At 57.2% G+C, this 27,000-nt stretch carries 27 protein-coding genes; 9 read left to right on the top strand and 18 right to left on the bottom strand.

Annotated features, from left to right (window positions below; all coding sequences use genetic code 11):
- The 4 genes from BUB78_RS06405 to BUB78_RS06390 all read right to left on the bottom strand — a co-directional run.
- The coding region (locus BUB78_RS06405; protein WP_281248845.1) for a CoA-transferase at positions 1-125 on the bottom strand (125 nt) is incomplete at its 3' end.
- Positions 122-958, bottom strand: a complete 837-nt coding sequence (locus tag BUB78_RS06400) for a 3-oxoadipate:acetyl-CoA acetyltransferase (protein ID WP_073196204.1) — start codon at positions 956-958, stop codon at positions 122-124. The genes BUB78_RS06405 and BUB78_RS06400, both read right to left, overlap by 4 nt.
- Before the next feature lie 44 nt (positions 959-1,002).
- On the bottom strand, positions 1,003-1,860 hold the full coding sequence (locus BUB78_RS06395) for an alpha/beta fold hydrolase (protein WP_073196203.1): 858 nt from the start codon (positions 1,858-1,860) through the stop codon (positions 1,003-1,005).
- Positions 1,857-2,237: a hypothetical protein gene (locus tag BUB78_RS06390; protein WP_073196253.1), complete on the bottom strand. Its 381-nt coding sequence runs from the start codon at positions 2,235-2,237 to the stop codon at positions 1,857-1,859. Before BUB78_RS06390 ends, BUB78_RS06395 begins: the two co-directional genes overlap by 4 nt.
- A 269-nt stretch (positions 2,238-2,506) precedes the next feature.
- Here BUB78_RS06390 and BUB78_RS06385 point away from each other — a divergent pair, with 269 nt between their 5' ends.
- Positions 2,507-3,382 carry a dioxygenase family protein gene (locus BUB78_RS06385; RefSeq protein ID WP_073196201.1) on the top strand — a complete coding sequence of 292 codons (876 nt, stop codon included), beginning with the start codon at positions 2,507-2,509 and terminating at the stop codon, positions 3,380-3,382.
- 115 nt (positions 3,383-3,497) lie between these two features.
- On the top strand, positions 3,498-4,388 hold the full coding sequence (locus tag BUB78_RS06380) for a LysR family transcriptional regulator (RefSeq protein ID WP_073196200.1): 891 nt from the start codon (positions 3,498-3,500) through the stop codon (positions 4,386-4,388).
- Between the two features lie 6 nt (positions 4,389-4,394).
- On the opposite strand, the gene BUB78_RS06375 is transcribed toward BUB78_RS06380, so the two are convergent.
- The 12 genes from BUB78_RS06375 to BUB78_RS06320 all read right to left on the bottom strand — a co-directional run bounded on the left by BUB78_RS06375 (position 4,395) and on the right by BUB78_RS06320 (position 16,730).
- Entirely contained in the window at positions 4,395-5,093 is a 699-nt protein-coding gene (locus BUB78_RS06375) for an ABC transporter ATP-binding protein (protein WP_073196199.1), read from the bottom strand.
- A complete protein-coding gene (locus BUB78_RS06370) occupies positions 5,086-5,829 on the bottom strand; it encodes an ABC transporter ATP-binding protein (RefSeq protein ID WP_073196197.1) in 744 nt (247 codons plus the stop codon). The genes BUB78_RS06375 and BUB78_RS06370 overlap by 8 nt, the downstream gene beginning before the upstream one ends.
- Entirely contained in the window at positions 5,822-6,826 is a 1,005-nt protein-coding gene (locus tag BUB78_RS06365; RefSeq protein WP_073196196.1) for a branched-chain amino acid ABC transporter permease, read from the bottom strand. Before BUB78_RS06365 ends, BUB78_RS06370 begins: the two co-directional genes overlap by 8 nt.
- 4 nt (positions 6,827-6,830) lie before the next feature.
- Positions 6,831-7,700, bottom strand: coding sequence for a branched-chain amino acid ABC transporter permease (locus tag BUB78_RS06360; RefSeq protein ID WP_073196195.1), 870 nt, complete (start codon positions 7,698-7,700; stop codon positions 6,831-6,833).
- A gap of 67 nt (positions 7,701-7,767) precedes the next feature.
- Positions 7,768-8,943, bottom strand: a complete 1,176-nt coding sequence (locus tag BUB78_RS06355) for an ABC transporter substrate-binding protein (RefSeq protein ID WP_073196193.1) — start codon at positions 8,941-8,943, stop codon at positions 7,768-7,770.
- 40 nt (positions 8,944-8,983) lie between these two features.
- The gene (gene benD / locus BUB78_RS06350) at positions 8,984-9,763 is read right to left on the bottom strand and encodes a benzoate diol dehydrogenase BenD (RefSeq protein WP_073196191.1); all 780 of its coding nucleotides are present in this window, start codon (positions 9,761-9,763) and stop codon (positions 8,984-8,986) included.
- A complete protein-coding gene (gene benC, locus BUB78_RS06345; protein WP_073196189.1) occupies positions 9,760-10,782 on the bottom strand; it encodes a benzoate 1,2-dioxygenase electron transfer component BenC in 1,023 nt (340 codons plus the stop codon). Before benC ends, benD begins: the two co-directional genes overlap by 4 nt.
- A 73-nt stretch (positions 10,783-10,855) precedes the next feature.
- Positions 10,856-11,377: a benzoate 1,2-dioxygenase small subunit gene (gene benB / locus BUB78_RS06340; RefSeq protein ID WP_073196186.1), complete on the bottom strand. Its 522-nt coding sequence runs from the start codon at positions 11,375-11,377 to the stop codon at positions 10,856-10,858.
- Between the two features lie 12 nt (positions 11,378-11,389).
- Complete coding sequence (gene benA / locus BUB78_RS06335; protein WP_073196184.1) at positions 11,390-12,778, bottom strand: benzoate 1,2-dioxygenase large subunit; 1,389 nt, start codon at positions 12,776-12,778, stop codon at positions 11,390-11,392.
- Positions 12,779-12,842: 64 nt separating this feature from the next.
- The gene (locus BUB78_RS06330) at positions 12,843-13,991 is read right to left on the bottom strand and encodes a muconate/chloromuconate family cycloisomerase (protein ID WP_073196252.1); all 1,149 of its coding nucleotides are present in this window, start codon (positions 13,989-13,991) and stop codon (positions 12,843-12,845) included.
- A gap of 513 nt (positions 13,992-14,504) precedes the next feature.
- On the bottom strand, positions 14,505-15,725 hold the full coding sequence (locus BUB78_RS06325; RefSeq protein WP_073196183.1) for a M24 family metallopeptidase: 1,221 nt from the start codon (positions 15,723-15,725) through the stop codon (positions 14,505-14,507).
- A gap of 114 nt (positions 15,726-15,839) precedes the next feature.
- Entirely contained in the window at positions 15,840-16,730 is an 891-nt protein-coding gene (locus BUB78_RS06320) for a LysR substrate-binding domain-containing protein (RefSeq protein ID WP_073196180.1), read from the bottom strand.
- 94 nt (positions 16,731-16,824) lie between these two features.
- Here BUB78_RS06320 and BUB78_RS06315 point away from each other — a divergent pair, with 94 nt between their 5' ends.
- The 6 genes from BUB78_RS06315 (at position 16,825) to BUB78_RS06290 (ending at position 22,621) form a co-directional block, all read left to right on the top strand.
- On the top strand, positions 16,825-17,625 hold the full coding sequence (locus tag BUB78_RS06315; protein ID WP_073196177.1) for a creatininase: 801 nt from the start codon (positions 16,825-16,827) through the stop codon (positions 17,623-17,625).
- A gap of 51 nt (positions 17,626-17,676) precedes the next feature.
- Positions 17,677-18,795, top strand: a complete 1,119-nt coding sequence (locus BUB78_RS06310; protein WP_073196175.1) for a polyamine ABC transporter substrate-binding protein — start codon at positions 17,677-17,679, stop codon at positions 18,793-18,795.
- Positions 18,796-18,869: 74 nt separating this feature from the next.
- Positions 18,870-19,718, top strand: a complete 849-nt coding sequence (locus BUB78_RS06305) for an ABC transporter permease (protein ID WP_073196173.1) — start codon at positions 18,870-18,872, stop codon at positions 19,716-19,718.
- Complete coding sequence (locus BUB78_RS06300; RefSeq protein ID WP_073196170.1) at positions 19,715-20,515, top strand: ABC transporter permease; 801 nt, start codon at positions 19,715-19,717, stop codon at positions 20,513-20,515. The genes BUB78_RS06305 and BUB78_RS06300 overlap by 4 nt, the downstream gene beginning before the upstream one ends.
- Positions 20,516-20,517: 2 nt before the next feature.
- Entirely contained in the window at positions 20,518-21,612 is a 1,095-nt protein-coding gene (locus tag BUB78_RS06295) for an ABC transporter ATP-binding protein (RefSeq protein ID WP_073196250.1), read from the top strand.
- Complete coding sequence (locus BUB78_RS06290) at positions 21,593-22,621, top strand: GlxA family transcriptional regulator (protein ID WP_073196168.1); 1,029 nt, start codon at positions 21,593-21,595, stop codon at positions 22,619-22,621. Before BUB78_RS06295 ends, BUB78_RS06290 begins: the two co-directional genes overlap by 20 nt.
- Before the next feature lie 579 nt (positions 22,622-23,200).
- Here the strand turns inward: BUB78_RS06290 and BUB78_RS06285 are convergent.
- Both BUB78_RS06285 and ftsH read right to left on the bottom strand, forming a co-directional pair.
- Positions 23,201-23,611: a DUF6512 family protein gene (locus tag BUB78_RS06285; protein WP_073196165.1), complete on the bottom strand. Its 411-nt coding sequence runs from the start codon at positions 23,609-23,611 to the stop codon at positions 23,201-23,203.
- 7 nt (positions 23,612-23,618) lie between these two features.
- On the bottom strand, positions 23,619-25,541 hold the full coding sequence (gene ftsH / locus BUB78_RS06280; protein ID WP_245813385.1) for an ATP-dependent zinc metalloprotease FtsH: 1,923 nt from the start codon (positions 25,539-25,541) through the stop codon (positions 23,619-23,621).
- 222 nt (positions 25,542-25,763) lie between these two features.
- On the opposite strand from ftsH, the gene BUB78_RS06275 reads away from it, so the two are divergent.
- On the top strand, positions 25,764-26,573 hold the full coding sequence (locus tag BUB78_RS06275) for a M90 family metallopeptidase (protein WP_073196163.1): 810 nt from the start codon (positions 25,764-25,766) through the stop codon (positions 26,571-26,573).
- Positions 26,574-27,000 lie beyond the last annotated feature (427 nt).

Genomic DNA, 27,000 nt, shown 5'->3' with positions numbered 1-27,000 from the left:
TCCTTGATCGCCTGCAACAGAAGTTCCGGGATGCCACAAAGACCAAACCCGCCTGCCGCGATCGTCATTCCCTCGAATAGCAGCCCATCCAGCGCCGCCTCTGCGTTTGCAAAAACCTTGTTCATGCTGCGACCTTTCCTAGTCCGAGTATGGCGCGCGCCTGTTGCCATGTGGCGACGGGGCGTTCGTATTTTTCACACAGATCGACCGCGCGTTTGACCAATGCCGCGTTTGACGGGGCGAGCCGGTCCCGATCAAGCCGCGCGTTGTCCTCAAGGCCGGTTCGGGTATGACCGCCCTTGGAAATTGACCACTCGTTGATGGTCAGCTGCGCCGGGCCAATACCCGCCGCACACCATTGCGCATCGGGCGCAAGGCGTTTGAGGGTCTCGATATAAAAGTCGAAAATCGGCTCGTCCGCGGGCATGGAATTCTTCACCCCCATGACGAATTGCACATAAAGCGGGCCTTTCAGCCTACCATCGGCCGCCATGCGCGTTGCCTGAACGATATGGCCAAGATCAAAGGCCTCAATTTCGGGTTTCACATCATGCGCGATCATCTCAGACGCGAGCCAGTCGACGAGGTCAGGGCTATTCTCATAGACCCGCGTGGGGAAGTTGTTCGAACCAACCGACAAAGAGGCCATATCCGGTGACAACGGCAGCATCCCACCACGCTCGCGCCCTGCGCCGGATCGCCCCCCGGTCGACAATTGTACGATCATACCAGGGCAATGATGCTCCAGCCCTTCCTTGAGCCTTGCAAAACGCTCGGGGTCGGAAGTCGGCTTGCCCGCCTCGTCGCGGACATGGCAATGGGCAATTGCCGCACCGGCCTCGAAAGCCTCATGAGTGCTTTCGATCTGTTCCGAAAGGGTGATCGGTACCGCCGGATTGTTGTACTTTGTCGGTAATGATCCGGTGATGGCAACGCAGATGATGCAGGGGTTGGTCATGGCTTTTCTTAAGGCTCCAGTAGAGTAGGCAAATTCAGCGGCGATCAAGCCGCCTTGACCGCGTGGACCGGCATTTTGCAAAGCGCGTCGGCAAAGAACGGGCGAAATCCCTCGGGGTGCTCGCTCATCGGGAAATGCCCGAGCTCGTCCATAACCGCGAGTGTCGCGCCCGGAATCGCATCGGCGGTGCGCTTGGCATCCTCCGGCGTACAGGTCAGATCATAGGCCCCCACGATGATATGCACGGGCGTCTTTTCCGTATCAATCTGTCCCAGACGTGCAATCAGGCTCTCGTCGCGGGTATAAAAGCTCAGGTCGCCGCGAAACACACCGGGGCCGGACTGCTTGAACATCCAAAGCGTGTTCTCACGCTCGGCCCGGGGCGCGAAGGGCGAGATATTAGCCGAGACCAGGGCCGCGCCCATCTCGCCACCATGGGCGTCAGGGCGGTCGAACCAGTCGATATCATACCATGCGGCCTGAAAATCCGAGGCCTCGATCGCGATGAAACCACTGAATTTATCCGGGTGAAGCGCGGCAAGCTGAAGCGCGATACGCCCGCCCATCGAACAGCCCGCAAGGACAGGGCGATCAAGACCAAGCCCGTCGACCACGGCCAATATGGTTTCGATATAGGCTTGGGTCGTCAGCAGATATTCCTGCGTCTCGAACCCTTCCGGCGGCAGCGACTTGCCGTGCCAGGGCATGTCAAAAGCAATCAGGCGGTTCGTGGCGGTGATGTCTGCGTCGTTCATCAGATGGCGCCATTGGCGGGTATCCGCGCCCGCCGTGTGAAGGCAGATGACAGGTCGCCCCTGTCCGGCCTCTTCAAAATAGATGCGACGCGGTGCGCCCTCGACCGTGATGGAAAGGTAACGTCCAGTGATGGGTTCAATGCTCATGCTGCCAACTCCTTTGACGGGCGCGCAAGCGCCATGACGTCCTTGAAGAACCGCAGGTTCTTGACCAAGCACAGAATATCGCCGTCGATCCGACCGCGACCGATTTTGACAAGGCCGAAAATGTCATGGAATCCAGCCTCGGGAATGGGTTGCCAGAATTTCTGCAAGGCCTCCGCGTCGGTGCGAAAGGCAAAGCGCCAGGGCGTTTTGCGGCTTGGTCCGGGAGTCACTTCAATAAGTCTGCCCCTGTCGAAACCAAGGTAGATTTCTTCGCCGCCGATCTCGATCAGGACGGTTTCAGAGAACAGGCGGCCCAAACGCAAAAGATGTGGCGTGCCGTTCAGTTGCGACTGAATGTTCTGGAATATCTCGATCACCTGGATCTCCTTCAAAGAAACTTGATGCGCCGTTGGTGCCACGTCGAGGGGCGGTCTTGCCATGCCGATACGGGTATGGGGTGATACTCTGAAACTGAAGCGCCATGTTTCACCGTCGGGATGGAACACCCTGCAGCAAATGACTGGGTATCACCCGATACCGCAAGCGGCATTGGTTAAAGCGACTTCTTAGCGGATGAATAGGTAGCGAAAGACGCCCCCAAAGCGTCCCGGACCACTAACAGAATCGCCAATTTGGAGGAGAAACCATGGGCATTGTAAATCTTGAAAACATCACGGATGTCGTGATCGCCAGCCTTGGCAAGTCCGGTGATATCACCGAACGTCAACGCGAAATCATGACCTCGCTCATCAAGCACTTGCACGGGTTCTGCAAAGACGTGAACCTGCAACATGGCGAATTCCTGGAAGGCTGCGAATATCTCAAGCGCGCGGGCCAGACCTGTGACGAGAACCGGCAGGAATTCATCCTGCTTGGCGACATCGTCGGTGTTGAGGTTCTGGTCGACATGCTCTCGAACCCCGTTGAAGGCACCGAAAGCGAATCCACCGTTCTCGGCCCGTTCTACCGTGAAAATCCGCCGGTTCTGCCTAAGGGTGGTTCGACCATCCAGAAACATTATGACAATGAGGAAACCGCCTATTACGAAGGCTATATCCGCGATGCCGATGGCAATGGCGTTGCGAATGTGACGCTTGACGTCTGGGAAGATGCGCCAAACGGCATCTACGAAAACCTCGACCCCGATCAGCCCGAATACAACCTGCGTGGTCGCTTTGAGACCGATGAGAACGGGCATTACGCCTTTGTGGCTGTGCGCCCTGTGCCCTACCCGATCCCGGACAATGAAACCGCTGGTGAATTGCTGCGCTTCATGGGGCATCACCCCTATCGGCCCGGGCATATGCATTTCATCATCTCGAAAGAGGGCTACCGTCCGCTGATCAGCCAGATCTATGACGCCGACAGCAAATGGTTGGACAATGACAGCGTTTTCGCGGTCAAAGACAGCCTGATCGGCAAGTTCAAGCCCGCCCCCAAGGAGCTTGGCACCGATCTGCACTTCGAGTTCGATTTCGTTCTCAAGGCAGAGGACAAAGCCCAATCTGTTGCGGCCGAGTAAGACTTCCAACCTCCCTGTTGACTGGCCCCCGTGTTGCGGGGGCCTTTTTTTATTTAAAGTGCTGAACTACTGTTCATCTCGCATATGTTGATTTGACGCTGGAGGGGAGGCCGCGATGAATTTCAAGCAAATGACCTATTTCATCGCGGTGGCCGAAGAATTGCACTTTGGGCGCGCGGCGGAACGGCTTGACATGGCGCAGCCGCCGCTGAGCCGCCAGATAAAACAGATCGAGGAAGACCTGGGCGCGATCCTTTTCAATCGTGGCCGCAGCGCGATTAGTCTGACACAGGCCGGTGAGAAGCTGCTTGAAAGAAGCAAATCCATCATCGCCCAGCTTGACGATACAAAGCTGGAAATTCGACGAATCGGCCAGGGAGCCGAGGGTCGGCTTCGGATCGGGTTTGTCGGCTCTTCGACCTATGGCATTTTTCCCAATATCATAAAATCGTTTCGCGCCGCCTACCCTTCGGTCAATATGAACCTGATCCCGATGAACAATGCCCAGCTTCACAGGCAACTTGTCTCGCGGATGATTGATGTCGCTTTTGCAAGGCCTGCGCTGAGCGACCCGGAATTTGCGGTGAAAAAACTTCTCGAAGAAGATCTTATCCTTGCCTTGCCCGACACATTGGATACCGGATCGCGCAGGATTGCGGACCTGCGCAGGCTGGCGACGCATAACTTGATCCTCTATCCTGAATACCCCCGGCCCAGCTATGCCGATCTGGTGCTAAAAGCCTGTAAGGACGCCGGTTTCGAGGTTCCTATGCGCATTTTCACCATGGACCTGCACACCGCGCTTAGCCTCGTCGCAATCGGTGAAGGGGTTTGTATCGTCCCGGCCTCTGTGGGATCGGCCCCGCGTAACGGGATCAAGTTCCTGAAGATCGAGCCTGAGATCGCGCGCACCGCCCTGTCCATCAATTACCGTCTGGATGAACAGGGCGTGCATGTTCAGAATTTTGTCAAGATCGCACAAAGTGTCGCGCGAAAGCTGATCTGAGAGGACTCAGACGCCAAGCCACTTGTGCTGAGCCTCTTCATCGGCGCGAATGTCCTGCGCGCTGCCGGTCCACACCACCTGCCCTTTGCTGACGACGACGACATCGTCGGCCAGCGATGTGGCAAAGCCGAAATTCTGCTCGACAAGCACCATCGACAACCCTTCGGCCTTGAGCTCCTGAAGCTTGTCATGAATGAGCTTGACGATGATTGGCGCAAGCCCTTCGGTCGGCTCGTCAAGAATAAGCAGGCGTGGATTCATCAACAAAGCCCGCGCGATCGCAAGCATCTGCTGCTCGCCCCCCGAAAGCTGTGCTCCGCCATTGTCGAGGCGCTCCCCCAGACGGGGAAAGAGATCCAGGACGCGCTCGAACGTCCAGTCCGCGCCGTCACCGCCAAAGCGTTTTGCGGCGATTTCAAGGTTCTCGCGCACAGAGAGCGATGGGAAAATATCGCGTGTCTCGGGCACATAGGCGATGCCCGCCTTGGCGATATCAAACGACCGTTTGGCAATCGGCTTGCCTTCAAACCGTATCTCGCCAGAGCGGGTTGGCAACAGGCCCATAATCGTCTTGAGGGTGGTCGACTTTCCAGCTCCATTTCGCCCAAGAACGGCAAGAACCCTGCCTTGTTGGGCGCAAAGGCTCATGCCGTACAAAACCTGCGTTTCGCCATATCCGGAATTGATTGCGTTCAGCTCAAGCATCTTCCCAGCTCCCCAGATAAATCTCTTTCAAAAGGCTCGACCCGCGCGCCTCTTGCGGCAATCCGTCAAACACCACCTCGCCGTAGTTGAGCACCGTGATCGTATCGGCCACGTCAAAGGCCAGATCCATATCGTGCTCGATGATCAGAAGCGTCAGGTCACGCGGCAGATTGTTCAGCAGGTCGTGAAACCCCTTCGCCATCTCGGGGCCGACGCCGCTTGTCGGCTCGTCCATCAACAAGACCAGCGGACGGGTCGCAAGCGCGACGCCCACCTCAAGCTGCCGACGCACACCATAGCTGATCTCAGACACATTGGCGTGCAGGAAGGGCATCAGGTTGACCTGATTGGCAACGTCCTGAACGATCTCGCGCACTTCGGGTTTCGCCAGACTGTCACTCCACAGCGTCGTCGCATGTCCGGTGTGGATCGACGCCGCCAGACCAAGATTTTCCTCGACCGTCAGGCCATCGAACAAGGTGTTCTTCTGATAGCTGCGCGACAGTCCCCGGCGCGCCCGTTTTGCGACCGCAAGCGCGGTGACATCCTCGCCCGCCAGATGAACCGAGCCTTTATCAGAGGCAAGTTCGCCGACCAACTGGTTGAAAAGCGTTGTTTTTCCGGCACCGTTAGGCCCAAGAATGACCCGCCGTTCACCGCGTTCCAGTTTGAGCGAGACATCACGCGTGACATGCACAGCCCCAAAACTCTTGTCCAGATTTCTTGTCTCAAGCATCGCTGGCAACCTCCTCGGTTTTTTGATTGCGCGTGGCATCTGCGGCACGGCGGTCGATCCGGGCACCCCATCGGTCTTCGAGCCAGCCAAAGATGCCGTTCGCGCGGCTCATCACCACTGCGATCAAGATACAGCCCACAACAAGGTGCCAATAGGTCGTGACCGCGCTCAACTCGTGTTTGAGCATGACAAAGGCCACAGCCCCCACCAGCGGGCCAATCAAGGTTCCCACGCCGCCAAGGATGACAACCACAAGCGCCTCGCCTGAAACGGTCCAGCTAAGAAGACCGGGTGAAATATACATGATGTGCTGGGCCGCCAAGACACCGGCCAACCCGGCGATCATTCCCGAAAGTCCGAAAACATCCGCCTTGACCCGCCAGACCGTAAGACCAAGCGCGCGCATGCGCTGTTCGTTGTGCATCACACCGCTCAGCGAACGCCCAAGGCCCGAGCGCAGGATTAGGACCGCCGCGCCATAGACCGCCGCAAGGATCGCTAGGCAGAAAAACGCAAAGCTGCGGCTGTCACTGAGATCAATCCCGACAAACGACAGATCAAGCCGCGATATTCCGCCAAGCCCGTCATCGCCGCCGAAAATCGGGGCCTCGAAGACATAGGAATAGGCCATCTGCCCAAAGGCGAGCGTTGCCATGATGAAGTAGATGCCATGGCTGCGGGCGCAGATCGCCCCGATGACCCAGGCCGCGACCCCGGTGATCGCAATCGCTCCCGCCATCGCAACCGGGGGCGCAATCCCCGCGATGGTCGAAAGCATGACATAGGCGTAGGCGCCGACGCCCATCAGCGCTCCGTGACAGAGCGAGACCATGCCGCCAAAGCCTGCCACCATGTCAAGCGCCAGAACCAGCACTGCGAGGATGAAAATTTCAGTCAGTATTTCAAGCCCGAAATATTCGGCTGTGAAGACCCTGAACAGGGCCACGGATGCCAGCAGCACCAGCGTGGCATAGCGAAGCGGTGTATGACGAAACATCAACTTATCCTTTCGCGGGAAACAGGCCCACAGGCTTGATCACGAGGACCGCAGCCAGCAGGGCATAGATGAGAACCGACGCGAGTTGCGGCGCCAGCACGGCGCCAAACGTCTGAACAAAGCCGTAGATCAATGACCCGGCAATCGCGCCTTTCAGGGATCCAAGGCCGCCAATCACGATGACGATCAAGGTCGGGATCAGGATTTGCAGCCCCATTTCGGGGGTCACGCTCAAAAGCGGTGCGGCCACCGCGCCGGCAAGACCGGCCAAAGCACAGCCGACACAGAAAACGATAAAGAACAACCGCTCGACATTGATCCCGAGGCAAGCCGCCATGGCATCATTGTCCACACCCGCACGGATCATCGCGCCAATCTGCGTCCGGCTCAGAACCAGCGAGAGGGCAGCGAAAATAGCTGTTCCGAGAACGATGATGAACAAGCGGTATGTCGGGTATTCGACACCAAGAAAGGCAAGGCGACCCGAGAGGATGCCGGGCACCTCGATCGCCAGGGCTAGGTCGCCCCAAAAGATGCGGGTGAGATCCAACAGCGCGAAGATAAGGCCAAAGGTCACCAGAACCTGCGCCATCGGCCCGGATTTGCGCATCCGCTGAATAAGCCCGGTATAAAGCAGAACACCAACCCCGGCGACAGCAACGGGAGCCAGGAAAAAGCCCATCCAATAACCGCCCACCGCCGCCAGAGACGCCGCGAAATATGCGCCAAGCGCATAGAGCGCACCATGGGCGAGATTCACGAAATGCATCAGGCCGAAGATGACCGTCAGGCCGACAGACAGAAGAAAAAGAAGCATAGACAGCTGCAGCGCATTGAGGGTCTGAAGCGTCCAGAAGCCAAGATCGATTGTCATTTTGGGACCTCCTCCCGAGAGTTTGCCCGGCGGCATTTTGCAGCCGGGCGTAGTTTTTCGCTGTGGTTTAGTTGGAGACCGGCGCCGCCATCTCGCAGCCATTGACCGGATCGGCCTCTGCTGGAAGCTGCGCGAGCACCTTCTGGGTCAGACCACCTTCACCAGCAACGGTTTCATAAACATAGATCGGCTGAACGATGTTGTTGGTCGCGGGGTCGATGGAAAGCTGACCGCGCGGGCCTTCAAAGCTCACCTGACGCAGCGCATTGGCAAGCGACGCCCGATCGGTCGCACCCGCCTTTGTTGCCTCGATCAGAGCGCGCGCCGCATCATACCCCTGCACGGCGAACTCCGACGGCATCCGGTCTGTCTTGGCTTTGAACGCTTCGACAAAGGCCGCATTTGCAGGGCTGTCGATCGTGGGCACATAGTGCAGCGCCGTGATCACACCTTCGGCTGCGGGGCCTTCGGCATTCACATAAAGCGGCGATGTCAGGAAGCCCGAGCCATAAAGCGGCAGCTCTGCCTTGAGACCGAAGCTGTCATATTGCTTGACGAAGGAAATCGCCTCGCCACCCGCGTAGAACACGTAGACGGCATCCGCGCCGCTGGATTTTGCCTGCGTCAGATAGGGCCCGAAATCCTGGGTCTTCTGGAACGGGGTAAAGTCCTGGCCGACGATCTCGCCACCGGCGGCGGTAAAGGTCGCGGCAAATCCGTCGATCATCTGGCGCCCCGCCGCATAGTCCGGCGCAAGCGTATAAATTTTGCGGATGCCCTGATCATACATCCATTGCCCCATCGGACGGTTCACCTGACCGTTGGAAAACGACATGCGCGTGATGAAGGGCGAGCAGGACTCGCCGGTTGCGCCGTCATTTCCGGCATTGGCCACGATCAGCGGCACGCCCGCACCGTGAACCATGTCGCGCACGGCGCCGAGCACGCCAGAGCTGACGACCCCGACCATCACGTCAACCTTGTCCTGAAGGATCAGCTTTTTGGCCTTGCCGAGGGCAACCGGCGGTTTGACCTCGGTGTCTTCGTTGACGATGTCAAAGGTGGCATCGGTTTCACCGCCGAATTGCTCCAGCCCCAGAGCAAAACCCGCTTCGATCTCATTTCCCAAAGATGCGTAAACACCCGAGAACGGCAGAAGCAGCCCGACTTTGATTTCTTCGGCTGTTGCAGGCATAGCAAGGCCAGTGGCAAGCCCGAGGGCCGCCAGAATGGAACGTTTCATTTAATATCCTCCAGTTGAGTTTCAGACCCCTCCTCAGGGCCTATCCAAGATCGCCCCCACCAACCGGCACCGTAACGCCAGTGATGTAGGAGGCATCATCCGACGCCAGGAACAGGATCGGACCTGCCTGTTCGTCGAGTGTTCCGTAACGTTTCATAAACGAGGACTGGATCGTCTGATCGACGATGGTCTGGTACCAGTCTTCGCGTTGTTCCTCGGCCGCGTTGGCATTGCGCGGCACCACACGGAGCGGTGCCTCAGTGCCGCCGGGCGCGGTGGCCACGACACGGATACCGCGTTCCGCCACTTCCCAGGCAAGGCTTGCAGTAATGGCATTCACCCCGCCCTTGGCCGCCGCATAGGGTACGCGGTTGAGCCCACGTGACGCGATTGACGAGACATTGACGATGACGCCACTGCCCTGCGGCAGCATGATCTCGATCGCGGCGCGGCAACAATAGAGCGTCGGGAAAAGCGAACGGCGTACCTCGGCGTCAATCTGCTCGGGCTCGTAATGCTCGAACGGTTTGGCCCAGATCGTGCCTCCGACGTTGTTCACAAGAATGTCGATCCGCCCCCAGAGGTCCACGGCTTTGGCCATCGCCGCAGCGCAGCCTGTCCATGTCTCAAGATCGGCGGATATCGCTTCGACCGTGCCACCTGCGGCGCGGATATGCGTAACGACCTCGTCGCGTGCGGGCGAACGATCTACGATCAGCACGCGCGCGCCCTCGGCTGCTGCGCGCTCGGCGACGCGGCGGCCGATGCCTTGCGCGGCTCCGGTGACGACCATGACCTTATTGTCGAAACGGCGGCTCATGCGGCAACGCCCTCTGCTTCGGTCGGGTTGAACTTTTCAAAGTAGAAATTAGCGGGCTCGACACCCAGCTTGCCGAAATGCGACCGCACCGCATCAACCATCGGCGGCGGACCACAGAGGTAGACATCGCAATCGCCCCCATGAAGGTCGTCGGCCGTCACGTGATCGGTCACGAAACCTTTGCGCTCATGGGCATCTTCCTCGGCGGCCAGCACCGTAATGACGGTGACGTTGCCGATTTTCCCGGCCAATGCGTTGACGCGGTCCAGCTCAACCAGATCGGCGGCGTTTGTCGCGGCATAAAAGAGTGTGATCGGCTGATCCGTCCCCTGCTCTGCGACCTGTTCCAGCATGGACAGGAAAGGCGCAAGCCCGGTGCCACCGGCAAGCCAGAGCTGCGCGCGCTCCATCGGGCGCAGATAGAACGCCCCCATCGGCCCGGTCAGCGTCACGCTGTCGCCAGTCTTGGCGCCCTCGCCCAGATAAGAGCTCATCACGCCGCCCGGAATATTGCGCACGAGGAAGGTCGCGATGTCGGCGCCGGGCGCAGAAGAGAACGAATAGGACCGGTGCTTTTGTGTGCCCGGAACCGTGACATTCACATACTGCCCTGGCAAAAAGCCGATGGGCTTGGCGGGTTTCACACGCAAGCTGAAGGAAGTCTCGGACAGTCGGTCAACGCCCAGAACCTCGGCCTGCACCGCCTCGGGCGCCGTCTTGCAGACAGCTGACGAGGCCGGGACGCGCAGAACGCAATCGCTTTCCGGGATCATCTGGCAGGTGAGGACGTAGCCCTGTTCGGCCTCTTCGTCGCTCATCGACTCGTCCATGTAGAATTCAAGCTCGTACTCGCCTTTTTCGGCAAAGCACTTGCAGGTGCCGCAGACACCATCGCGGCAATCCATCGGCAAGTTGATCTTTTGGCGAAAGGCCGCGTCTGTCACCTTCTCGTCGTCTTCGCACTCGATGACGCGCGTAACGCCGTCTTCGAAATTCAAGGCAATGTTGTAATGGGTCATAGCTTGCTCCTCCCTTGTCCACGCACCCTCGCAAGGGATGCGTGGTCGTTCAATGTGATCGATGTGAACCGGATCAGATATGGTAGACGTCAATCACGTGATGGATCTTGTCGTTTTTCAGTACGACTTTCTTATTCGTGATCAGAGGCTTTGGACCGGTCGCATCTATGGTGTAAAACGACGTTCCCCAATGCTGGTCCGTTGTCCCGTAGCGGTAGGTCAGCGTAATCCAGTTGAAGCGCAGCTTGATCTCCCCGCCCTCTTGGTTCAGAACTTCGATGTTGCTGAGGTTGTGCATCGTGCGCGGCTCGGGCAGCGAGGTTGACGATGATCGGTCTGTCTGGATCCGAAAGACACGATCCTCAATCCCCGATTTGTCGGGGTAAAAGATCAGCGACATCTCGTTTTGCGGATCCTCGGTAAGCTGATCCTCATCATCCCAGGCGGGCATCCAGAACGGGCAATCAGCATGATAAAAGCTCAGCCAAGTGTCCCATTGACGGTCGTCAAGCGCGCGTGTCTCAGCAAACAGGAATGCCTGAATTTCGTCAAAACCAAGAGCTGTGTCGGCACGGTTAATTGTATCGGTTGTCATGGTTCTATCTCCTCATTCTGCCGCAACGGATGCATCCGGTGCATCTTCGCGTTCTTTGGCGATGGCTGCTGCCATGCGTTCTGTCCACTGCGTGTGCTGAATGACAAACAGGCCCTCGTCTTCGGTCCGCGCTCCCGACAGGATCGGGTTGATACCAAGTTCCTTGGCATCCTCATCCGGCCCTTCAATCCACTGGGTCGCACCCCGGCTCAGGTCGTTCCATTTGGCATGAGCGCCACCGGCATAGCCCCGCTGCGTCGCGCGGAATTCTTCTGTGTCATCCGGCGTCGCCATGCCGGAGGCGTTGAAAAAGTCTTCATACTGGCGAATGCGCAGCGAGCGCGATGCCTGGTCTTCGCCTTTCGGCGCGATGCAGTAGATCGTAACTTCGGTCTTATCGACGCTGATCGGGCGGAACACGCGGATCTGGCTGCTGAACTGGTCCATCAGGAAGACGTTCGGGTAGAGGCACAGGTTGCGCAACACGCCGACCATCCACTCGGCCTTGGTCTTGCCGTAGGTCTTGGTCCACTCTTCAAGGCGCGCATAGTTCGGGCGGGTGCTCGGATCGGCCCAGGTTGTCCAGAGCAGCAGGTGACCATTCTCATAGGAATGAAAGCCGCCCTTCTGCTTTGACCATTTCGACGCATCGGTCGCTTTGATCTTGTCTTCCTTGCCGTCCACTGTGCGGTGTGAGGTGGTGGCGACATAGTTCCAATGCACGGCAGAGACGTGATAGCCGTCCGCGCCGTTCTCGGCCTGAAGCTTCCAGTTACCGTCATAGGTGTAGGTTGATGATCCGCGCAGGACTTCCATGCCCTCCTCGGACTGATCAACGATCATGTCGATCATCTTACACGCCTCGCCAAGATATTCCTCCAGCGGTTGCACATCCGCATTGAGCGAGCCGAACAGGAAGCCGCGATAGTTCTGAAAGCGGGCGACCTTGGTCAGGTCGTGACTGCCGTCCTGATTGAACTGCTCGGGATAGCCGCCGCCCTTGGGGTCTTTTACCTTGAGAAGCTTGCCGGTGTTCGAGAAGGTCCAGCCGTGGAAAGGGCAAGTAAATGTCTTTTGGTTGCGCCGCTTGAAACGGCAGAGCATTGCGCCGCGGTGTGAACAGGCGTTGACCAGTGCATGCAGCTCGCCATCCTTGTCGCGGGTGATCACGACAGGCGTCCGGCCCATGTGAAGCGAAAAATAATCGCCAGGATTCGGGATCTGGCTTTCATGCGCCATATAGATCCAGTTGCCCTCGAAAATATGCTTCATCTCGAGCTCAAACAGTTCCTCATCGGTGAACATGTCGCGGCGCGCGCGGAAGATGCCTTTTTCCGGATCATCCTGCACTATACCGTCAAGACGGCTTTCGAGTTCATCCAGATTAGATTGCGTGAACATGGGTCTTCTCCTCCTTAGGGGCCAATGCAGGGTTTCGGCATTGGCAAATTGCTTTGCCCGTGGGTTATTCCCCAGCGGCAGACTTCAGTATCCGGCTACCGCCGCGGCGGTAGAATTCAATCTTGTCAGGGTCCAGTGTGACACCGATCCCGTTGCCTTGCGGAACCTCAACGCAGAAGTCGCGATAGACGATCGGTTCGGCCAGTATCTCGTCGGTCAAAAGCAGCGGGCCAAAAAGCTCTGTTCCCCAGTGCAGCGTTTCAACCGTCGAAAAGAGCTGAAGTGCGGCCGCCGTGCTGAGACCGGTCTCAAGCATTGTGCCCGCATAAAGTCCAAGCCCTGCAGCCTGACCGACGGAGATCACTTCAGACGCCCGTTTCAGGCCACCCGATTGGGCAATCTTCACGGCGAACACATCAGCGGCACGGTGCGTGGCAACGGCCAAAGCGTCTTCAGGTCCGTTCAGTGCTTCATCTGCCATGACCGCAATTTCATAAGAACTGGTCAATTCGGCCATTGCATCCAGATATCGGGCCGGAACCGGTTGTTCGACCAATTCGCATCCGACCTCCTGCAGGCCCTTCAATCCCCAACGCGCGTCTTGCAGTGACCATGCCGTATTTACGTCCACACGGATGCTCGCCGCGTCACCGACCGCTTCTTTAATGCGAGCCACATGCGCCACGTCATCACGCACCGCACGCTTGCCAATTTTGAGCTTGAAAATATTGTGGCGGCGCGTCTCGATCATTTCCAGCGCTTCGGCGATATCGGTCTCTGAATTTCCTGATGCCAGTGTCCAGGCGACCGGCATCTTGGTCGTCACGGCACCGCCGAACAACTGCGAGACTGGCACCCCAAGGCGCTTGCCCAAGCCATCCCAAAGGGCAATTTCCACCGCCGTTTTCGCAATGCGGTTGCCGCGAACCAGTTTGTCCAAAAGCTGGAGGGCACCATTTACATCGTCGGAATTCCAATCGGCCAGCGCAGGCGCGATATAGGTATCAATTGCGGACTGAATGCTTTCGGGACTTTCCGGGCCATATGCCAGCCCGCCAATTGTTGTCCCTTCACCAATCCCCTCGGAGCCATCGGAAAACTTGATGCGCACAAGGACTGCTGCTTGCGACCGCATGGTCGCCATAGACAACACATGCCCCCGGATAGTTGGGATGTCGAGGATCATGGTCTCGATTTGGTCGATCTTTGTCACGTCAATCACCGCATTTGTTTGATTTTGTTAAGATGCAGATTGCGCGTTAGAGTGGCTCTGTGTCGATGGTGCTCCGGGTCTTGGGTGATACCCTGCGCATATGTTCCGGATCGACGTTCAAGAGACCCAGCTATCAACACTTGCCCGGCTTGCTGCGGAAAGCCAAAATTACTCTTGAGGTTGGTCCACAGAGCCGCAATGCGCTGTCAGCTATGATTGAGAGGAGCGCGCAGGCGCCACCACCTGCTCTCGCATCGCGGGTCATAGATGGAAAATTTCCGCTCGATACGAACCTGGCTTCAGGAAGAAGGGCATGCCCATTGATCGACCGCGGCCCGCCGATTTCAGTCTTCGGAAACTTGACGAGACACGAGTGCGACTTGGGTGAACGCGCCGTATCGAAGGACGGCAATACGCCCATGTTCAGCATTATTCACAATGTACAATGCGGCCAGCGTCAATCCGACGCTGACCGCAGCAATAAGTCTATCGAGGGCTTTGCGCACGGAACGCTCAGCCCTTGCCCACGATGTTATGCTCGGGACCAAAGGGGAAGCCGGTGATGTTCTCGGCCCCGTCTTCGCCAATCACCAGAATATCATGCTCGCGGTATCCGCCCGCGCCGGGGCGACCCTCTGGGATCATGACCATCGGCTCCATCGAGACGACCATGCCGGGTTTCAGCTCCGTGTCGATATCCTCGCGCAGCTCAACCCCTGCCTCGCGGCCATAATAGTGGCTCAGCACGCCAAAGCTGTGGCCATAGCCAAAGGAACGGTACTTGAGCAGATCCCATTCGCGATACATCTCGTTGAGTTCCTTGGCGATATCCATGCAGCGCGCGCCCGGCTTCATCAGTTCAAGCCCGCGCTCATGCACCGCGACGTTCTTTTGCCAGATATCGAGGCTGGCATCATCGACGCTATCGCAAAACAAAGTCCGCTCAAGTGCCGTGTAGTAGCCAAAGATCATCGGAAAGGTGTTGAGGCTGAGGATATCGCCCGACTGCACCACGCGATTGGTCACCGGGTTATGGGCGCCATCCGTGTTGATACCCGACTGAAACCATGTCCAGGTGTCCATCAACTCTACAAACGGAAAGGATTTGGCTATCTCGCGGATCATCGCATTGGTGCCAGCGATGGCAACCTCATGCTCAGGCACGCCCGCCTGGGCGGCACCGGCGACAGCATAACCGCCCACGTCGCAGATCCGCGCGCCTTCCTTGATAAGCGTGATTTCTTCGGCTGATTTGATGGTGCGCATCCACATCGACGCCTGGCTGATATCGACCAGTTCGACGCCAGGCAGAGCATCCTGAATCAACTGGCGATACTCAAGCGAGACATGGTCGAATTCGATCCCGACCCGCTTGGCGCCCTTGGTCAGCCCCTGCACCGCGCGGTAGAAGTTGTCGCGCCGCCAGTCGGTATAGGTGATGTTGCTGCCAAAGGTTCGGCGCCACGGCTGACCACCATCAATACCCGCCGAAATCGTTGTGGCACTCTTTTGATCAACAACCATGCCATATTTACGTCCGAAATAGCAGTAGAGCCAACCCGAGTAATAATTGATGCAGTGATACGAAGTGAACAACGCCGCATCGACGTTGTTACCGGCCATCCAGACGCGCAACTCGTTTTGGCGACGGGCCATTTCTGTGTCTGAAAAGGGTGAAAAATCCTTTTCACCATTATGCCACTCCGTGACGTGCAGCATTTCATCATCAAGCATCTCGGTATCTCCTCGCTGTCTTCGATATCAATCGGCTAACAGCAAAGGTGACCAAAGCATAATTAATAGGTTTGATTTTAGAATAAGAAATCCAAATCCATGGACTGAGCCGCATTAGCTGCGTGCATAAGTAAGCTTGCGAAAGGCGCCTACCCCCTCGGTGATTTGTTCGATCAATTTCAACGCGGCGTCAGAGGCCTTGATGTGCTTATAGAAGAGGCCGACATGCAGGTTGGCCAGCGGAGGAAACCCCTCTTTTGGGGAAAGCACACGCATCCCCGGCAAGAGTGTTTTCTTTGTCAGGGCTGTCACCCCCATCCCGTCAAGCACTGCGTTTTGCAGAGCGGATATGCCGGGACTCTCAAAACAAATCCGCCATTCGCGACCTTCCGTATTGAGGGCATCAATCATCCGTTTACGATAGAAACACCCCTTGGGATGGGCAATGATCTGAACCGGCTTGTCGAGGCTGAATTGATAGTCACGCCCACAGACCCAGAATGGCCGCTCGGACCAGTAGAGCGACACATAAGGTGCAGGCATTGTATCGGTGATCACGATGGCAAGATCCAGCTCGTCAACATGCAGCTGCCCCAGGATATCACTGCTCCTGTCGCAACGTATGTCCAATGAGACATCGGGATTCGCCCGCGCAAAATCGGCAATGATGCGCTGAAAATATTCAATCGCGTAATCTGTAGGCAAACCCACGCGGAGGGTGCCCATGAACTTGGCTTGCTGCAAATTGGCCACCGCCCTGTCGTTCAATCGAAGCATCTCGCGGGCATAGCCGATAAGAGCGTGCCCCTGCGGCGTCAGATCCAAAGCCTTGCCCTTATGATGCAAAAGCTTGACCCCCACTAGATCCTCCAACCTCTTGATCTGCAATGAAATAGCAGGCTGCGTGCGGCCAAGAACATGACCGGTTTCGGTATAACTCCCAAGATCCACAACCGTAACAAAGGTGCGGATAAGGTCGGTCTGCAAGTTCACAAAATGGCGCATGATTAATAATCCTTATTCAAGCATTGCTACTATGAATTTTACGCATAAGGCAAGCCGTTCTAAGCTTCAGAAACCTAGAAGAAAAGAGGGCAACATGGTCCAAGATACGGTTTTTGCAGCAGAATTACCCTGGCCCGAGTATCAGAGTCGCGTTCAAGGCGGGGCTGTCCCCATCTTCATCCCGCTCGGATCAATGGAACAGCACGGCCACCACATGCCGATGCATGTCGATGTCCTCTTGCCCACTGAATTCGCCCGTCGGGCGGCGGTGGCGACGGGTGGTCTTGTCGCTCCGCCATTCACCTACGGATACAAATCCCAACAAAAGTCGGGGGGTGGCAATTTCTTTCCGGGCACCACCAGTCTGGACGGTGCGAGCCTCGTGAACGCTCTCAAGGACGTCATCCGCGAGTTCGCGCGCCACGGCAATCGCCAGCTGTGCATCGTAAACGGACATTTCGAGAATTCCTGGTTCATCGCCGAAGGCATTGACCTGGCGCTGCGCGAATTGCGCTGGAGTGGCATTCACGACACCAAGGTCGTGGTGCTTTCCTATTGGGATTTCGTCGATCAGGCGGCAATAGACAAGCTTTACCCCGAGGGTTTTCTGGGCTGGGACATTGAGCATGGCGGGGTTCTGGAAACCTCGCTGATGCTGCGCCTCTATCCCGACATGGTGGCCCTGGAAAAGGCAGTCGATCATCCGCCTGCCGAATTCCCGCCCTATGACGTTTATCCGCCGCATCCTGAATGGACACCGGCAAGCGGCACGCTGTCCTCCCCCAAAAACGCCTCTGCCGAAAAGGGCGACATCCTGCTGGACGTCTGCACGCGCGGCATCGTGAAAGCGCTGCGCACAGAGTTCTCATTCAAAGATCAGATTGCCGCCGAGTGAGGCGTTGAGAGACCAAGAACAAAAACCGTTTTGACCACCAAGGAGATATCCATGACCAAGACCACGCACGCCCCGACCCGCCGCCAACTGCTTCAGATGACCGCTGGCGCAGCGCTGGCCACTCCCTTCCTGTCGATCCGCGCCGCAGCCCAGACCGTCAACCTGTCAATGCTGGCATGGTATGGCCATGCAGAGCCCGATATCGTCGCAGAGTTCGAAGACGCCAACAACGTGAAGTTCACACCGAAATACTATACCGGCGGCGACAACATGCTGGGCCTGATCGCGCAATCGCCCGCTGGCACCTATGACCTGATCCTGTCGGATGCCGAGTATGTCCAACAGCTGAACGCCGCTGGCTATATCGAGCAGCTCGATCCGGCGGATTACGCGTTTGACGATTTCTACCCCGAGTTCCAGAAATTCCCCGGTCACTGGCAGGACGACAAGCTGTATTCGGTGATCACGCGGTTCGGCTTTCTCGGCATCGCCCATAACACCGACGTGCTGAGTGAGAAGGACGCGTCAAGCTACGGCGTATTCTCCGATGCGCGCGTCACCGGCAAGCTGGGCCACTTTGACTGGCACCTTCCAAACCTGGGCCAGATGAGTCTCGCAGTCGGCAACCCCTCGCCTTATGACATCGACGAGGCGGCCTGGGAAAAGGTGCAGGAGGCGACCATGGCCCTTCGCGGACAGGTTGGCGGCTTTTTTGACTATGGCGGAACCTTCTCGTCGCTCAATGACGGACAGATGGTTGCCTTTGGCGGGATCGGCGACTGGATCACCGGCGTTCTGGAAAAGAACGGCGCAAAGGTGCGCACCACGATCCCCGAAGAAGGCGGGCTGCAATGGACCGAATCCTTCTCGATCGGCAAGGGTTCGCGCACTCACGAGATGGCCCGCAAGTGGATCCAGTGGATCACGTCGCCCGACGGCCAGGCAAAATCTGCCGATATGGCCGCCTATCCGGCGCTTGTTCCAAGCAAAAAGGGCTGGGAAGTGCTCAACGCCACCAACCCCGCAGAGGCAAAGCGCCAGAACATGGTTCTGGGTCAACACAATGCCATGGATATGATCCGCGAGGGGCGTATCAAGTACCGCCAACTGCCCGTGCAACAGAGCCTTGAGGACTGGAACGACTTCTGGTCCGACTACAAGGGCGCCTGACGCGGGCCTTGCCGGGGTCTTTCATCTCCCAGACCCCGGCGCATCCGCTCCTGCCTCCGAGAAAGCCGCATAACATGACCCGATCCCGCCCCAGTCTCTTTTCTCTTGTTTTGTCCCTGCCGCTCTTGATCTGGCAGGTGGCCTTCTTCCTCTTTCCGCTGATCTTCCTCGTGGCAATCAGCTTCTGGACGGTACGCAATTTCCAGATGACACCGGACCTGAATTTCGGCAACTGGGACCGCATCCTGACGCGTGGCACCTTTTGGGATGCCTATGCGCGCACCGCAATGCTCGCCACGGCGTCGGCGGCATTGACCAGCGCCATCGCCTTTCCCGCTGCCTATGCGATTTCATTCAAGCTCTCGGAGAGGGCCAAGCAATGGCTGGTCTTCGTCCTGATCATTCCCTTTTTCACCAGCTATCTGGTGCGGGTTTATTCGCTTCAGGTGTTTCTGTCGGATGCGGGAATTATCAACGCATTCCTGGACATGTTCGGAATTGGGCCGTTCCTAATGCTTAACACCACCTTTGGCACGCTGGTGGGAATGGTCACGCTCTGCCTGCCGCTGGTGATCCTGCTTCAGGTGTTCAGCCTCAATTTCGTCAACCGAGATTTTGTCGAGGCTGCGCATAACTTGCGCTGCGGACGGCTGCGCACGGTGCTGGCGGTGATCGTGCCCTCGGCACGCGTGGGGCTTGTGATTGCGGCGCTGTTCGCCTTCATCCTCTCGTTCGGCGATTTCGTGAGCCCGCTTTACCTGGGCGGAGGCAACCCGCCGACGCTCTCGATCATGATCACCGATATCACAAAATCCGGGCAGCAATGGCCCCGCGCCGCCGTCGTCGCGCTAATGATGATCGGCACGCTGCTCACCGTGGCCTTCGGCGCCATCACTTATGCCTACAAGGAGCGCGGCAAATGACCGGCAACCGCAATCGCCTGATCAACGCGGCCCTGAAACTGCACATCGCGGCCTGCGTGATCTTTATCTTCGCGCCGATCCTCGGCAGCTTCGTGTTCTCGCTCAACTCGGATCGCTTTCCCTCGCTCCCCCTGGGGCATTTCTCGACCGAGTGGTATCGCCTGATCTGGGAGGATCCGTTCGTCTGGGCCGGATTCTTCAACACCGTCGTCGTCGGGCTCATTGTGGCGGTGATTGCCACGGTGCTGGGTTTTGGCGGGGCCTACACCGATTTTCGATACAACTTTTTCGGAAAGAACATATACCTCGCCCTCGCCCTTTTGCCGCCGACCATCCCGGTGGTAATCATGGGGCTGGCAATGCTGGCGTTCCTGTCTCGGGTAAACCTGTCGGGCAGCACGATCTCGATCATCATCGCTCATGGCGTGATGTGCAGCCCCTTTGCCATGGCCATCATTCGCCTGCGCCTGTCGCAGATGGACCCCGATCTTGAGGCCGCCTCGTGGAACCTTGGTGGCAACGAATGGGCCACCTTGCGCCACGTGATCATTCCCTTCACCAAGCCAGCACTTTTTGCCGCGCTCTTCATCACTATGGCTGTGTCCTTCGATGAATTCGCGGTCGCTTGGTTCGTATCGGGCCTCAATGAAACCCTGCCGGTAAAAATCCTCGGCTTTCTTCAGGGACAGGTCAGCCCGCGCATCAACGCAATCGGCTCTCTGGCCTTCGTTAGTTCCATCACACTGATCATTCTGGCGCAGATGCTCTTGCGCAATTCGTCAAAGGATAAGTCATGACCATGCACATGAACACCGACGCCATCGTCAAGCTTGATGGGGTCGTCAAGCAATTCGGCACTTTCACCGCCGTGGAGCGGGTCGATTTCGAGATCGGGCGCGGCGAGTTTCTGGCGATCATGGGCTCATCGGGGTGTGGCAAGACAACCACCCTCAGGATGCTGGCGGGATTGGATGATCCAACCGAGGGCGATATATGGCTCGATGGCGAGCGGGTGAACGGCAAGGCCACATGGGACCGCGACACGCCGATGGTCTGGCAGAGCCTTGCGCTTTTCCCCTTCCTCACGGTGCAGGAAAACGTCGAATTCAGCCTGAAGATGCGCGGCGTGGGCAAGACCGAGCGTATCGCCCGGGCGCGCAACTGGCTCGACAAGATGCAGATTCTCGAATTCGCCGACCGCAACATCTCGCAACTTTCAGGCGGTCAAAGGCAGCGCGTGGCCCTTGCACGCGCCCTAGTGACCGAACCCAAGATATTGCTCCTTGATGAACCACTCTCGGCGCTTGACGCGCATCTCAAGGTACGGATGCAGGCGGTTCTGTCGAGCCTGCAAAAAGACCTTGGCATCACCTTTGTCTATGTCACTCACTCCATGTCCGAGGCATTTTCAATGGCGGATCGGGTGGTGATCATGAGCCGGGGCAAGATCGAGCAGATCGGGTCGCCCCAGGAAATCTATCACGCGCCGCGCAATCGGTTCGTGGCCGAATTCCTCGGTTCTTCCAATATCTTCACTGGACGCCTGGTAGAGAAATCAGGTGACGATTGGCTGGTCGAGACTGTTCATGGCCGCTTTGCGGTCACTGCTAGCAATGCGCCCGCGAAATCTCTGGGAGACGCGGTAACCTTTACCGTCAGCGCCGAGAACATGCATATCAGCCCCGGGGGGGGCGACACGCCAGGTATCCGGGCCAAGGTGGTGGGCGAGGAGTTCGTCGGTGCCACTGCCATTGTATTTCTAGAGACAGAGACAGGAGAAGAGTTGAAGGTGCAGAAAAGTCATGTTGAACTGACTTCGGTAAATCTGCATCCGGGGAGCACCCTGAATCTGCATTGGGAGTCTCATAGCTGTCATGTCCTGCCAGGCGAATGACACCGAAAAGCGCCGCGAGGCCATTATTCCGCAAGGCGCGGCTTACTTTGCTGTAGAGACAACCAAATCCGCGCGGCATTTCGCCTTTCACCTGCTCCCCGAGTTCACCCTTCTGGCGTTCAGCGCAGCGCTTGATCCTCTGAGGATCGCCAACCAACTGGCACAGCGCCCGCTCTATCGCTGGACTGTGTCCTCGCAGGATGGCGCCGCGGCAACCAGTTCTTGCGGGATTTCGGTGAATGTCGATGAGTCGCTAAGCCCGAGCGCGCGCGATACCGATCTCGTGGTCTGCGGCGGCACTGTGCGCAATGCCGAGGGCCATAAGGAATTGCAGGCGGTCCTACGCCAGCATGCCCGCTTTGGTGGTCGTGTTGGCGGCATTTGCACCGGCGCAATTGCTTTGGCGCAGGCTGGTTTGCTCGCAGGTCGCAAGGCTACATTGCACTGGGAAAACCAACCCGCCTTTCACGAAAAGTTTCCCGAGGTGGAGGTGACCAGCAACACATATGAGGTGGATGGCAGGATTTTCACCTGTGGCGGCGGCGTGGGTGCAACCGACATGATGCTTGAGATTATCGAAGACGATTACGGCCAACCTTTTGCCAATCTGGTCGCCGACATGTGCCTTTACGCTCAGCGCCGCAGCGAGCGATCCCCTCAGCGCACGTCGATCAGCAATGCAATCGAAAGCCGCAACCCTTTACTGGTCCGCGCAATCAAGCTGATGCAAGCCAATATTGAAACGCCAACGGCGATGGAAGATTTGGCAGATGCCGCAGGATGTTCACGCCGACAAATGGAACGGCTATTCGTGAAATATCTCGACAAAACCCCCTACAGGTTCTTTCGCGACCTGAGACTCGACCGCGGCCGTAGTCTTTTGCGCGAAACCGATATGAGCGTGACAGAAATAGCCGTCGCCTCGGGTTTTACCTCACCGGTTGTTTTCATCAAATGCTTCCGCGAACGCTTTGGCCACTCTCCCGGCAAATATCGAAAGGCCAAATAAGCTAGATCTGTCTCTCCGCAAAAGTGAGACGTGGCCGGGGAAATCTGAACGGTGGAATAGATGTGTTTTAATCTCAACAGCGGCATGATGCTGCAAACGAGAACAAGATCATGACCGGCCTGTAGCGCTGGAACCACCGTCCGTTATTTAATCTAGAAGTCGCGGAGACGGCAAGGCGTACATCATACGGGAAGCTGAAGCACGCGCGGTTCGCAAAATTGTCGAAATGCGCTTTGACGATCCAAAACATGAGCGGTGGATGATCGTGGGAGACCTCAATGAACCAGGTCTAGGCAATGAGCTTTCCAGGTCAGCCCTCGCCCCGCTGAAACAGGGTTTTTCGTTCGACCTGCTGGATCGATTAACACCCGGCACTGACTGGACATTCGAGGTCCCCGGCACGCATCTACACTCGCGTCCGGACCGGATACTTGTCTCACCGCGCTTGGCACAGGAGTATCCGAATGTGCGTCCTGAAATCATAAGAACCGGAATGAACGGCCAGTCACATAATCACCGACATGGGGCGTTAAGTGGTAGGCTGAATAAACCGGTTCACGCGAGCGATCATGCGCTCGTCTAGCGAAGCCCGTGTATATTCAACCATGCAGAAGCGCCCTGACCAGCCACAATCGCCACAACAAATGTACCAATGTCCAACAGTAAAATGTTGTGCCCTAGAATGGCTGTGTAACTTTTGAAGATCACAACAATCAGAATGGCCGACGTAATAAGAGTAAAACCCTTAATCGCCAAGCGTTCCCACAAACTTAATTCAGAAAATTCTTGGGGTAAAAGCGCCCAGAAAAGACCCGGCCAGAATGCGAGTTTCAGGTGTTCCCAGATAGATTCGTTTACTGCCACGATAATCGCGGCAGGGCGCCAGCCGCCAGTCCAGTCAAAAACAAAATGAAGTGCAGAGCCAGCCAGAATGGTAACCAGCGCTCCAATGAACTCCCAGCGAACAATTGGGGGAGAGTGGGTTATCATATCCGGGTCACCCTGACGGAGGTATTTTGCTGAAAGATCGGACGGGCCGCTTCGGAGTGGTCACCCCTCTATCAGGGTCCAGGCATTGCTGGATTTCTTCAAAACCCAGCGTCTCTTTCGCTCCAAGTCTCTCTATCAGATGTTCGACCTGCGATCTGTGCTCGCCAATCACATCCAAGGCCCGTTTTTCTGCTTTTTTTAGCGCAGCAATCACAGCCCGATCGACCTGCGCCGCCGTCGCATCGGCATGGCCACGCGGTTGCGCGATGGATTGTCCCAGGAAGGGATGGTCCTCGCTTTGGCGCAGATCAATCGGGCCAAGCTCATCGGTCATGCCCCAGCGGGCAACCATCGAGCGAGCCAACTCAGTAGCACGACGTATGTCATCATCGGCACCCGAACTCACTGTTCCGATCAAAAGCCGCTCAGCCGCGCGGCCAGCCAGCAGGGTGACAAGCTGCGCCTTCAGATAGGTTTCGTCCAATGTGTGGCGTTCTGCCGTGCTCAGCATATGCGTTCCGCCCAAGGCGTGGCCGCGCGGAATGATGGTGACCTTGTAAAGCGGATCGGCATCTGGGGTGTAAAAGGCTGCGGCAGTATGCCCGGCCTCGTGAACCGCCAGCCGGTGGTGTTCCTCAGGTCGGATGGCCAATGACCGCACAGTTCCCATGATCACTTTGTCGCGGGCCTCGCCCAGATCATCACTGGTGATCAGGCTGGCATTGCGTCGCGCCGCGTTGATAGCAGCCTCGTTTAGCAGGTTTTTCAGATCAGCACCAGAAAAGCCCGTCGTTCCTGCAGCCATCGTATCAAGGTCGCTGGAGTCCTCCAGCGGTAGCCTACTGGCATGTATGTTCAGGATTGCGCGTCGCGCATTCTTGTCGGGGAGGTTCAGCGTGACGTGCCGATCAAACCGACCAGGCCGCAGCAGCGCAGGGTCCAAAACATCGGGACGGTTGGTCGCAGCGAGAACCACCACGGCTTCGCGTCCTCCAAAACCATCAAGTTCTGCCAGAATTTGGTTCAGCGTTTGCTCACGTTCATCGTGCCCACCGCCTAGACCTGTGCCGCGGGTGCGTCCGATGCTGTCCAGTTCGTCGATGAAGATAATAGCGGGTGCTGCCTTTCTTGCCGCTTCGAACATTTTGCGTACGCGGGCTGCGCCGACGCCTACGAAAACTTCAATGAATTCCGAACCGGACGTTGAAAAGAACGGCACATCCGCTTCACCTGCCAGCGCTTTGGCCAGGAGTGTCTTGCCGGTTCCCGGCGGACCGACCAAAAGCACTCCGTGCGGCACCTCTGCTCCGACCTTTTGAAAGCGCTCGGGATCGCGCAGAAACTCCACAAGTTCGGACACCTCCCGCTTGGCCTGATCCTGGCCCGCGACATCGGCAAAAGTCACCTTTTGTGTCGGAGTGCTTGGCTTGGCAAACCGTCCGCTCAAAAACGCGCCAACCCCGCCGCTGCCAATTCCGCCAGCGGTGCCGCCCATCATACGCCTTTGCAGCAACAAATAGGCCCCAAGGATCATGACCCACGGCAGGATATAGGTAAAGATCGAGACGCCTCGGGGCTCTTTCGCGCTGATTACGGCACCGCTCTGTTCCAGAAGGGGCAACAATTCAGGATCGCCCTGGGCCGGGGTTACAGAGCGAAACGTTGTCGGACTTTCCGGATCAGCCCCTTCCGTTGTAACGGAAATTGCATGTTCCTGCAGCTGGGCAGACATGACATCGCCGTCCCGGATCATTTGCTTGATATCGCTGTATGGCAATATTGATGGCTGCTCAGACGAGGCGAACCAGAAGCTTGAAAGCATTGAAAGGGCCAAAAAGACCGTAAGCCATAGCCATGGCTGGCTGCCCGGCATTATCGGGCCTGTCGTCTGATCTCTGTCTGCCCCACGCGGCATGATCATCGCATCCATTGCTAAACTAATATGACTATTACTATCGGGCAGGCGCCAACGCGGTCGTTGATCGACGTCAATATCTGCGTGTGCCTAAATCAATAAGATCAGCAACAGCGTGACGACGCCCTGAAGGACACCTCTCCCCTTGAAGGCCTTCACAGAAGATTTGAGGGAAACACTCATGGCGCTTGTCTTTGCGGCGAGCTAGGGTTTGTCTGTTCGACGAGGTCAGCATCCATGACAATTTTTCTTATCCCCCTGATCGTCGTCGCAGGCGCATTTGGATACTGGTACTGGTCAAGACAACAGATCCGCGCAAAGCTTCTCGTGACTGCGCTTTCAGATGATCAGCGGGCCATTGTCACAGAACAGGTCCCTCTGACGCGGAGACTTCCGTCTGAATTACGCAGAAAACTTGAAGGCAGGATCAACGTCTTTCTGAAACAAGTGCAATTCATTGGATGTAACGGGCTGGACGTAACCGAGGAAATGCAGCTGTCTATAGCTGCCCAAGCCTGCCTGCTCGTCATGAATAGCGATACATGGTACGAGCACCTCAGCACGATCCTTATCTATCCTGGGGCCTTCAAATCGAGACAGACAGAGCACAATGGCTATGTCGTCACGGAACGCGAAACGGTGCGAACGGGCGAGAGCTGGTCACGGGGCCCGGTCGTTCTTTCCTGGGCGCACACCAGACAGGGAGCAGCCAACGATAAGGACGGTCACAACGTCGTATTTCATGAGTTCGCCCACCAAATCGACGACCTGTCCGGCCATACTGACGGTGTCCCAAATCTCGAAAGGCGCCAGAGCTTTGCCGTCTGGGAGCGCGTCTTTGCCAAGGCATACAAGAGCCACGTTCAACATATCCAAGCGGGGCACAAGACGGTATTCGACGCCTACGGGGCAGAAGGGCCGGAAGAGTTTTTCGCGGTGGCTGTTGAAGTCTTCTTTGAAAGACCGGTGGCCCTCAAGAGCAAAGAACCGGAGGTCTACGAGCAGCTGGCAATGCTTTTCAGGCTGGAACCGTCCTCTTGGGGATAGCCTCCCCCACTGGGTGCTTTCGCGCCCTCTGGGGTTGTGCATTCTCCGGGGCCAAGTGAATCGCCCCGGTTTCACCGAAGACCCATAGATTCAGAGAGCCTGCCGCACAATCAAATCGCGACAGGCCCAGTCCAAAACGTCTGTCAGGACGCGCCAAGATCAATACTATTAATCCAGTTTAGCCAGCTTCGCACATCCTTTGATATATTTAAGCGTCAAGGATGGGTTGTCGGTGACCGGATCGGAGTATTTGTGAGCTACCCTCCGAAAATCGGACACTGACGTAAGCTGCGATTTGTAGCTTGCTGATCTTCAACATACGCCTTTGACAACCGCTCAACGTAAGCCAATCGGATCAGACACCACCATGCGCCTTGAACAGGCAATCGGTGAACGACCGCAGCCAAAACCTCGCTGCATCGCAGTA

Source organism: Roseovarius marisflavi (assembly GCF_900142625.1).
In the GTDB taxonomy this organism is placed as follows: Bacteria; Pseudomonadota; Alphaproteobacteria; order Rhodobacterales; family Rhodobacteraceae; genus Roseovarius; species Roseovarius marisflavi.
Note: the sequence above shows the minus strand (reverse complement) of the source record. Positions and strands in the feature narration are given on the sequence as shown.

Coding starts and splice junctions, on each gene's coding strand:
- BUB78_RS06395 (WP_073196203.1), bottom strand. CDS start 1,860: ATGAGCATTGAACCCATCACTGGACGTTACCTTTCCATCACGGTCGAG.
- BUB78_RS06290 (WP_073196168.1), top strand. CDS start 21,593: ATGTCCTGCCAGGCGAATGACACCGAAAAGCGCCGCGAGGCCATTATT.
- BUB78_RS06360 (WP_073196195.1), bottom strand. CDS start 7,700: ATGACAATCGATCTTGGCTTCTGGACGCTTCAGACCCTCAATGCGCTG.
- benC (WP_073196189.1), bottom strand. CDS start 10,782: ATGACCCATTACAACATTGCCTTGAATTTCGAAGACGGCGTTACGCGC.
- BUB78_RS06380 (WP_073196200.1), top strand. CDS start 3,498: ATGAATTTCAAGCAAATGACCTATTTCATCGCGGTGGCCGAAGAATTG.
- ftsH (WP_245813385.1), bottom strand. CDS start 25,541: ATGGATGCGATGATCATGCCGCGTGGGGCAGACAGAGATCAGACGACA.
- BUB78_RS06365 (WP_073196196.1), bottom strand. CDS start 6,826: ATGTTTCGTCATACACCGCTTCGCTATGCCACGCTGGTGCTGCTGGCA.
- BUB78_RS06310 (WP_073196175.1), top strand. CDS start 17,677: ATGACCAAGACCACGCACGCCCCGACCCGCCGCCAACTGCTTCAGATG.
- BUB78_RS06305 (WP_073196173.1), top strand. CDS start 18,870: ATGACCCGATCCCGCCCCAGTCTCTTTTCTCTTGTTTTGTCCCTGCCG.
- benD (WP_073196191.1), bottom strand. CDS start 9,763: ATGAGCCGCCGTTTCGACAATAAGGTCATGGTCGTCACCGGAGCCGCG.
- BUB78_RS06400 (WP_073196204.1), bottom strand. CDS start 958: ATGACCAACCCCTGCATCATCTGCGTTGCCATCACCGGATCATTACCG.
- BUB78_RS06325 (WP_073196183.1), bottom strand. CDS start 15,725: ATGCTTGATGATGAAATGCTGCACGTCACGGAGTGGCATAATGGTGAA.
- BUB78_RS06355 (WP_073196193.1), bottom strand. CDS start 8,943: ATGAAACGTTCCATTCTGGCGGCCCTCGGGCTTGCCACTGGCCTTGCT.
- BUB78_RS06315 (WP_073196177.1), top strand. CDS start 16,825: ATGGTCCAAGATACGGTTTTTGCAGCAGAATTACCCTGGCCCGAGTAT.
- BUB78_RS06300 (WP_073196170.1), top strand. CDS start 19,715: ATGACCGGCAACCGCAATCGCCTGATCAACGCGGCCCTGAAACTGCAC.
- benB (WP_073196186.1), bottom strand. CDS start 11,377: ATGACAACCGATACAATTAACCGTGCCGACACAGCTCTTGGTTTTGAC.
- BUB78_RS06295 (WP_073196250.1), top strand. CDS start 20,518: ATGCACATGAACACCGACGCCATCGTCAAGCTTGATGGGGTCGTCAAG.
- benA (WP_073196184.1), bottom strand. CDS start 12,778: ATGTTCACGCAATCTAATCTGGATGAACTCGAAAGCCGTCTTGACGGT.
- BUB78_RS06285 (WP_073196165.1), bottom strand. CDS start 23,611: ATGATAACCCACTCTCCCCCAATTGTTCGCTGGGAGTTCATTGGAGCG.
- BUB78_RS06275 (WP_073196163.1), top strand. CDS start 25,764: ATGACAATTTTTCTTATCCCCCTGATCGTCGTCGCAGGCGCATTTGGA.
- BUB78_RS06385 (WP_073196201.1), top strand. CDS start 2,507: ATGGGCATTGTAAATCTTGAAAACATCACGGATGTCGTGATCGCCAGC.
- BUB78_RS06375 (WP_073196199.1), bottom strand. CDS start 5,093: ATGCTTGAGCTGAACGCAATCAATTCCGGATATGGCGAAACGCAGGTT.
- BUB78_RS06370 (WP_073196197.1), bottom strand. CDS start 5,829: ATGCTTGAGACAAGAAATCTGGACAAGAGTTTTGGGGCTGTGCATGTC.
- BUB78_RS06320 (WP_073196180.1), bottom strand. CDS start 16,730: ATGCGCCATTTTGTGAACTTGCAGACCGACCTTATCCGCACCTTTGTT.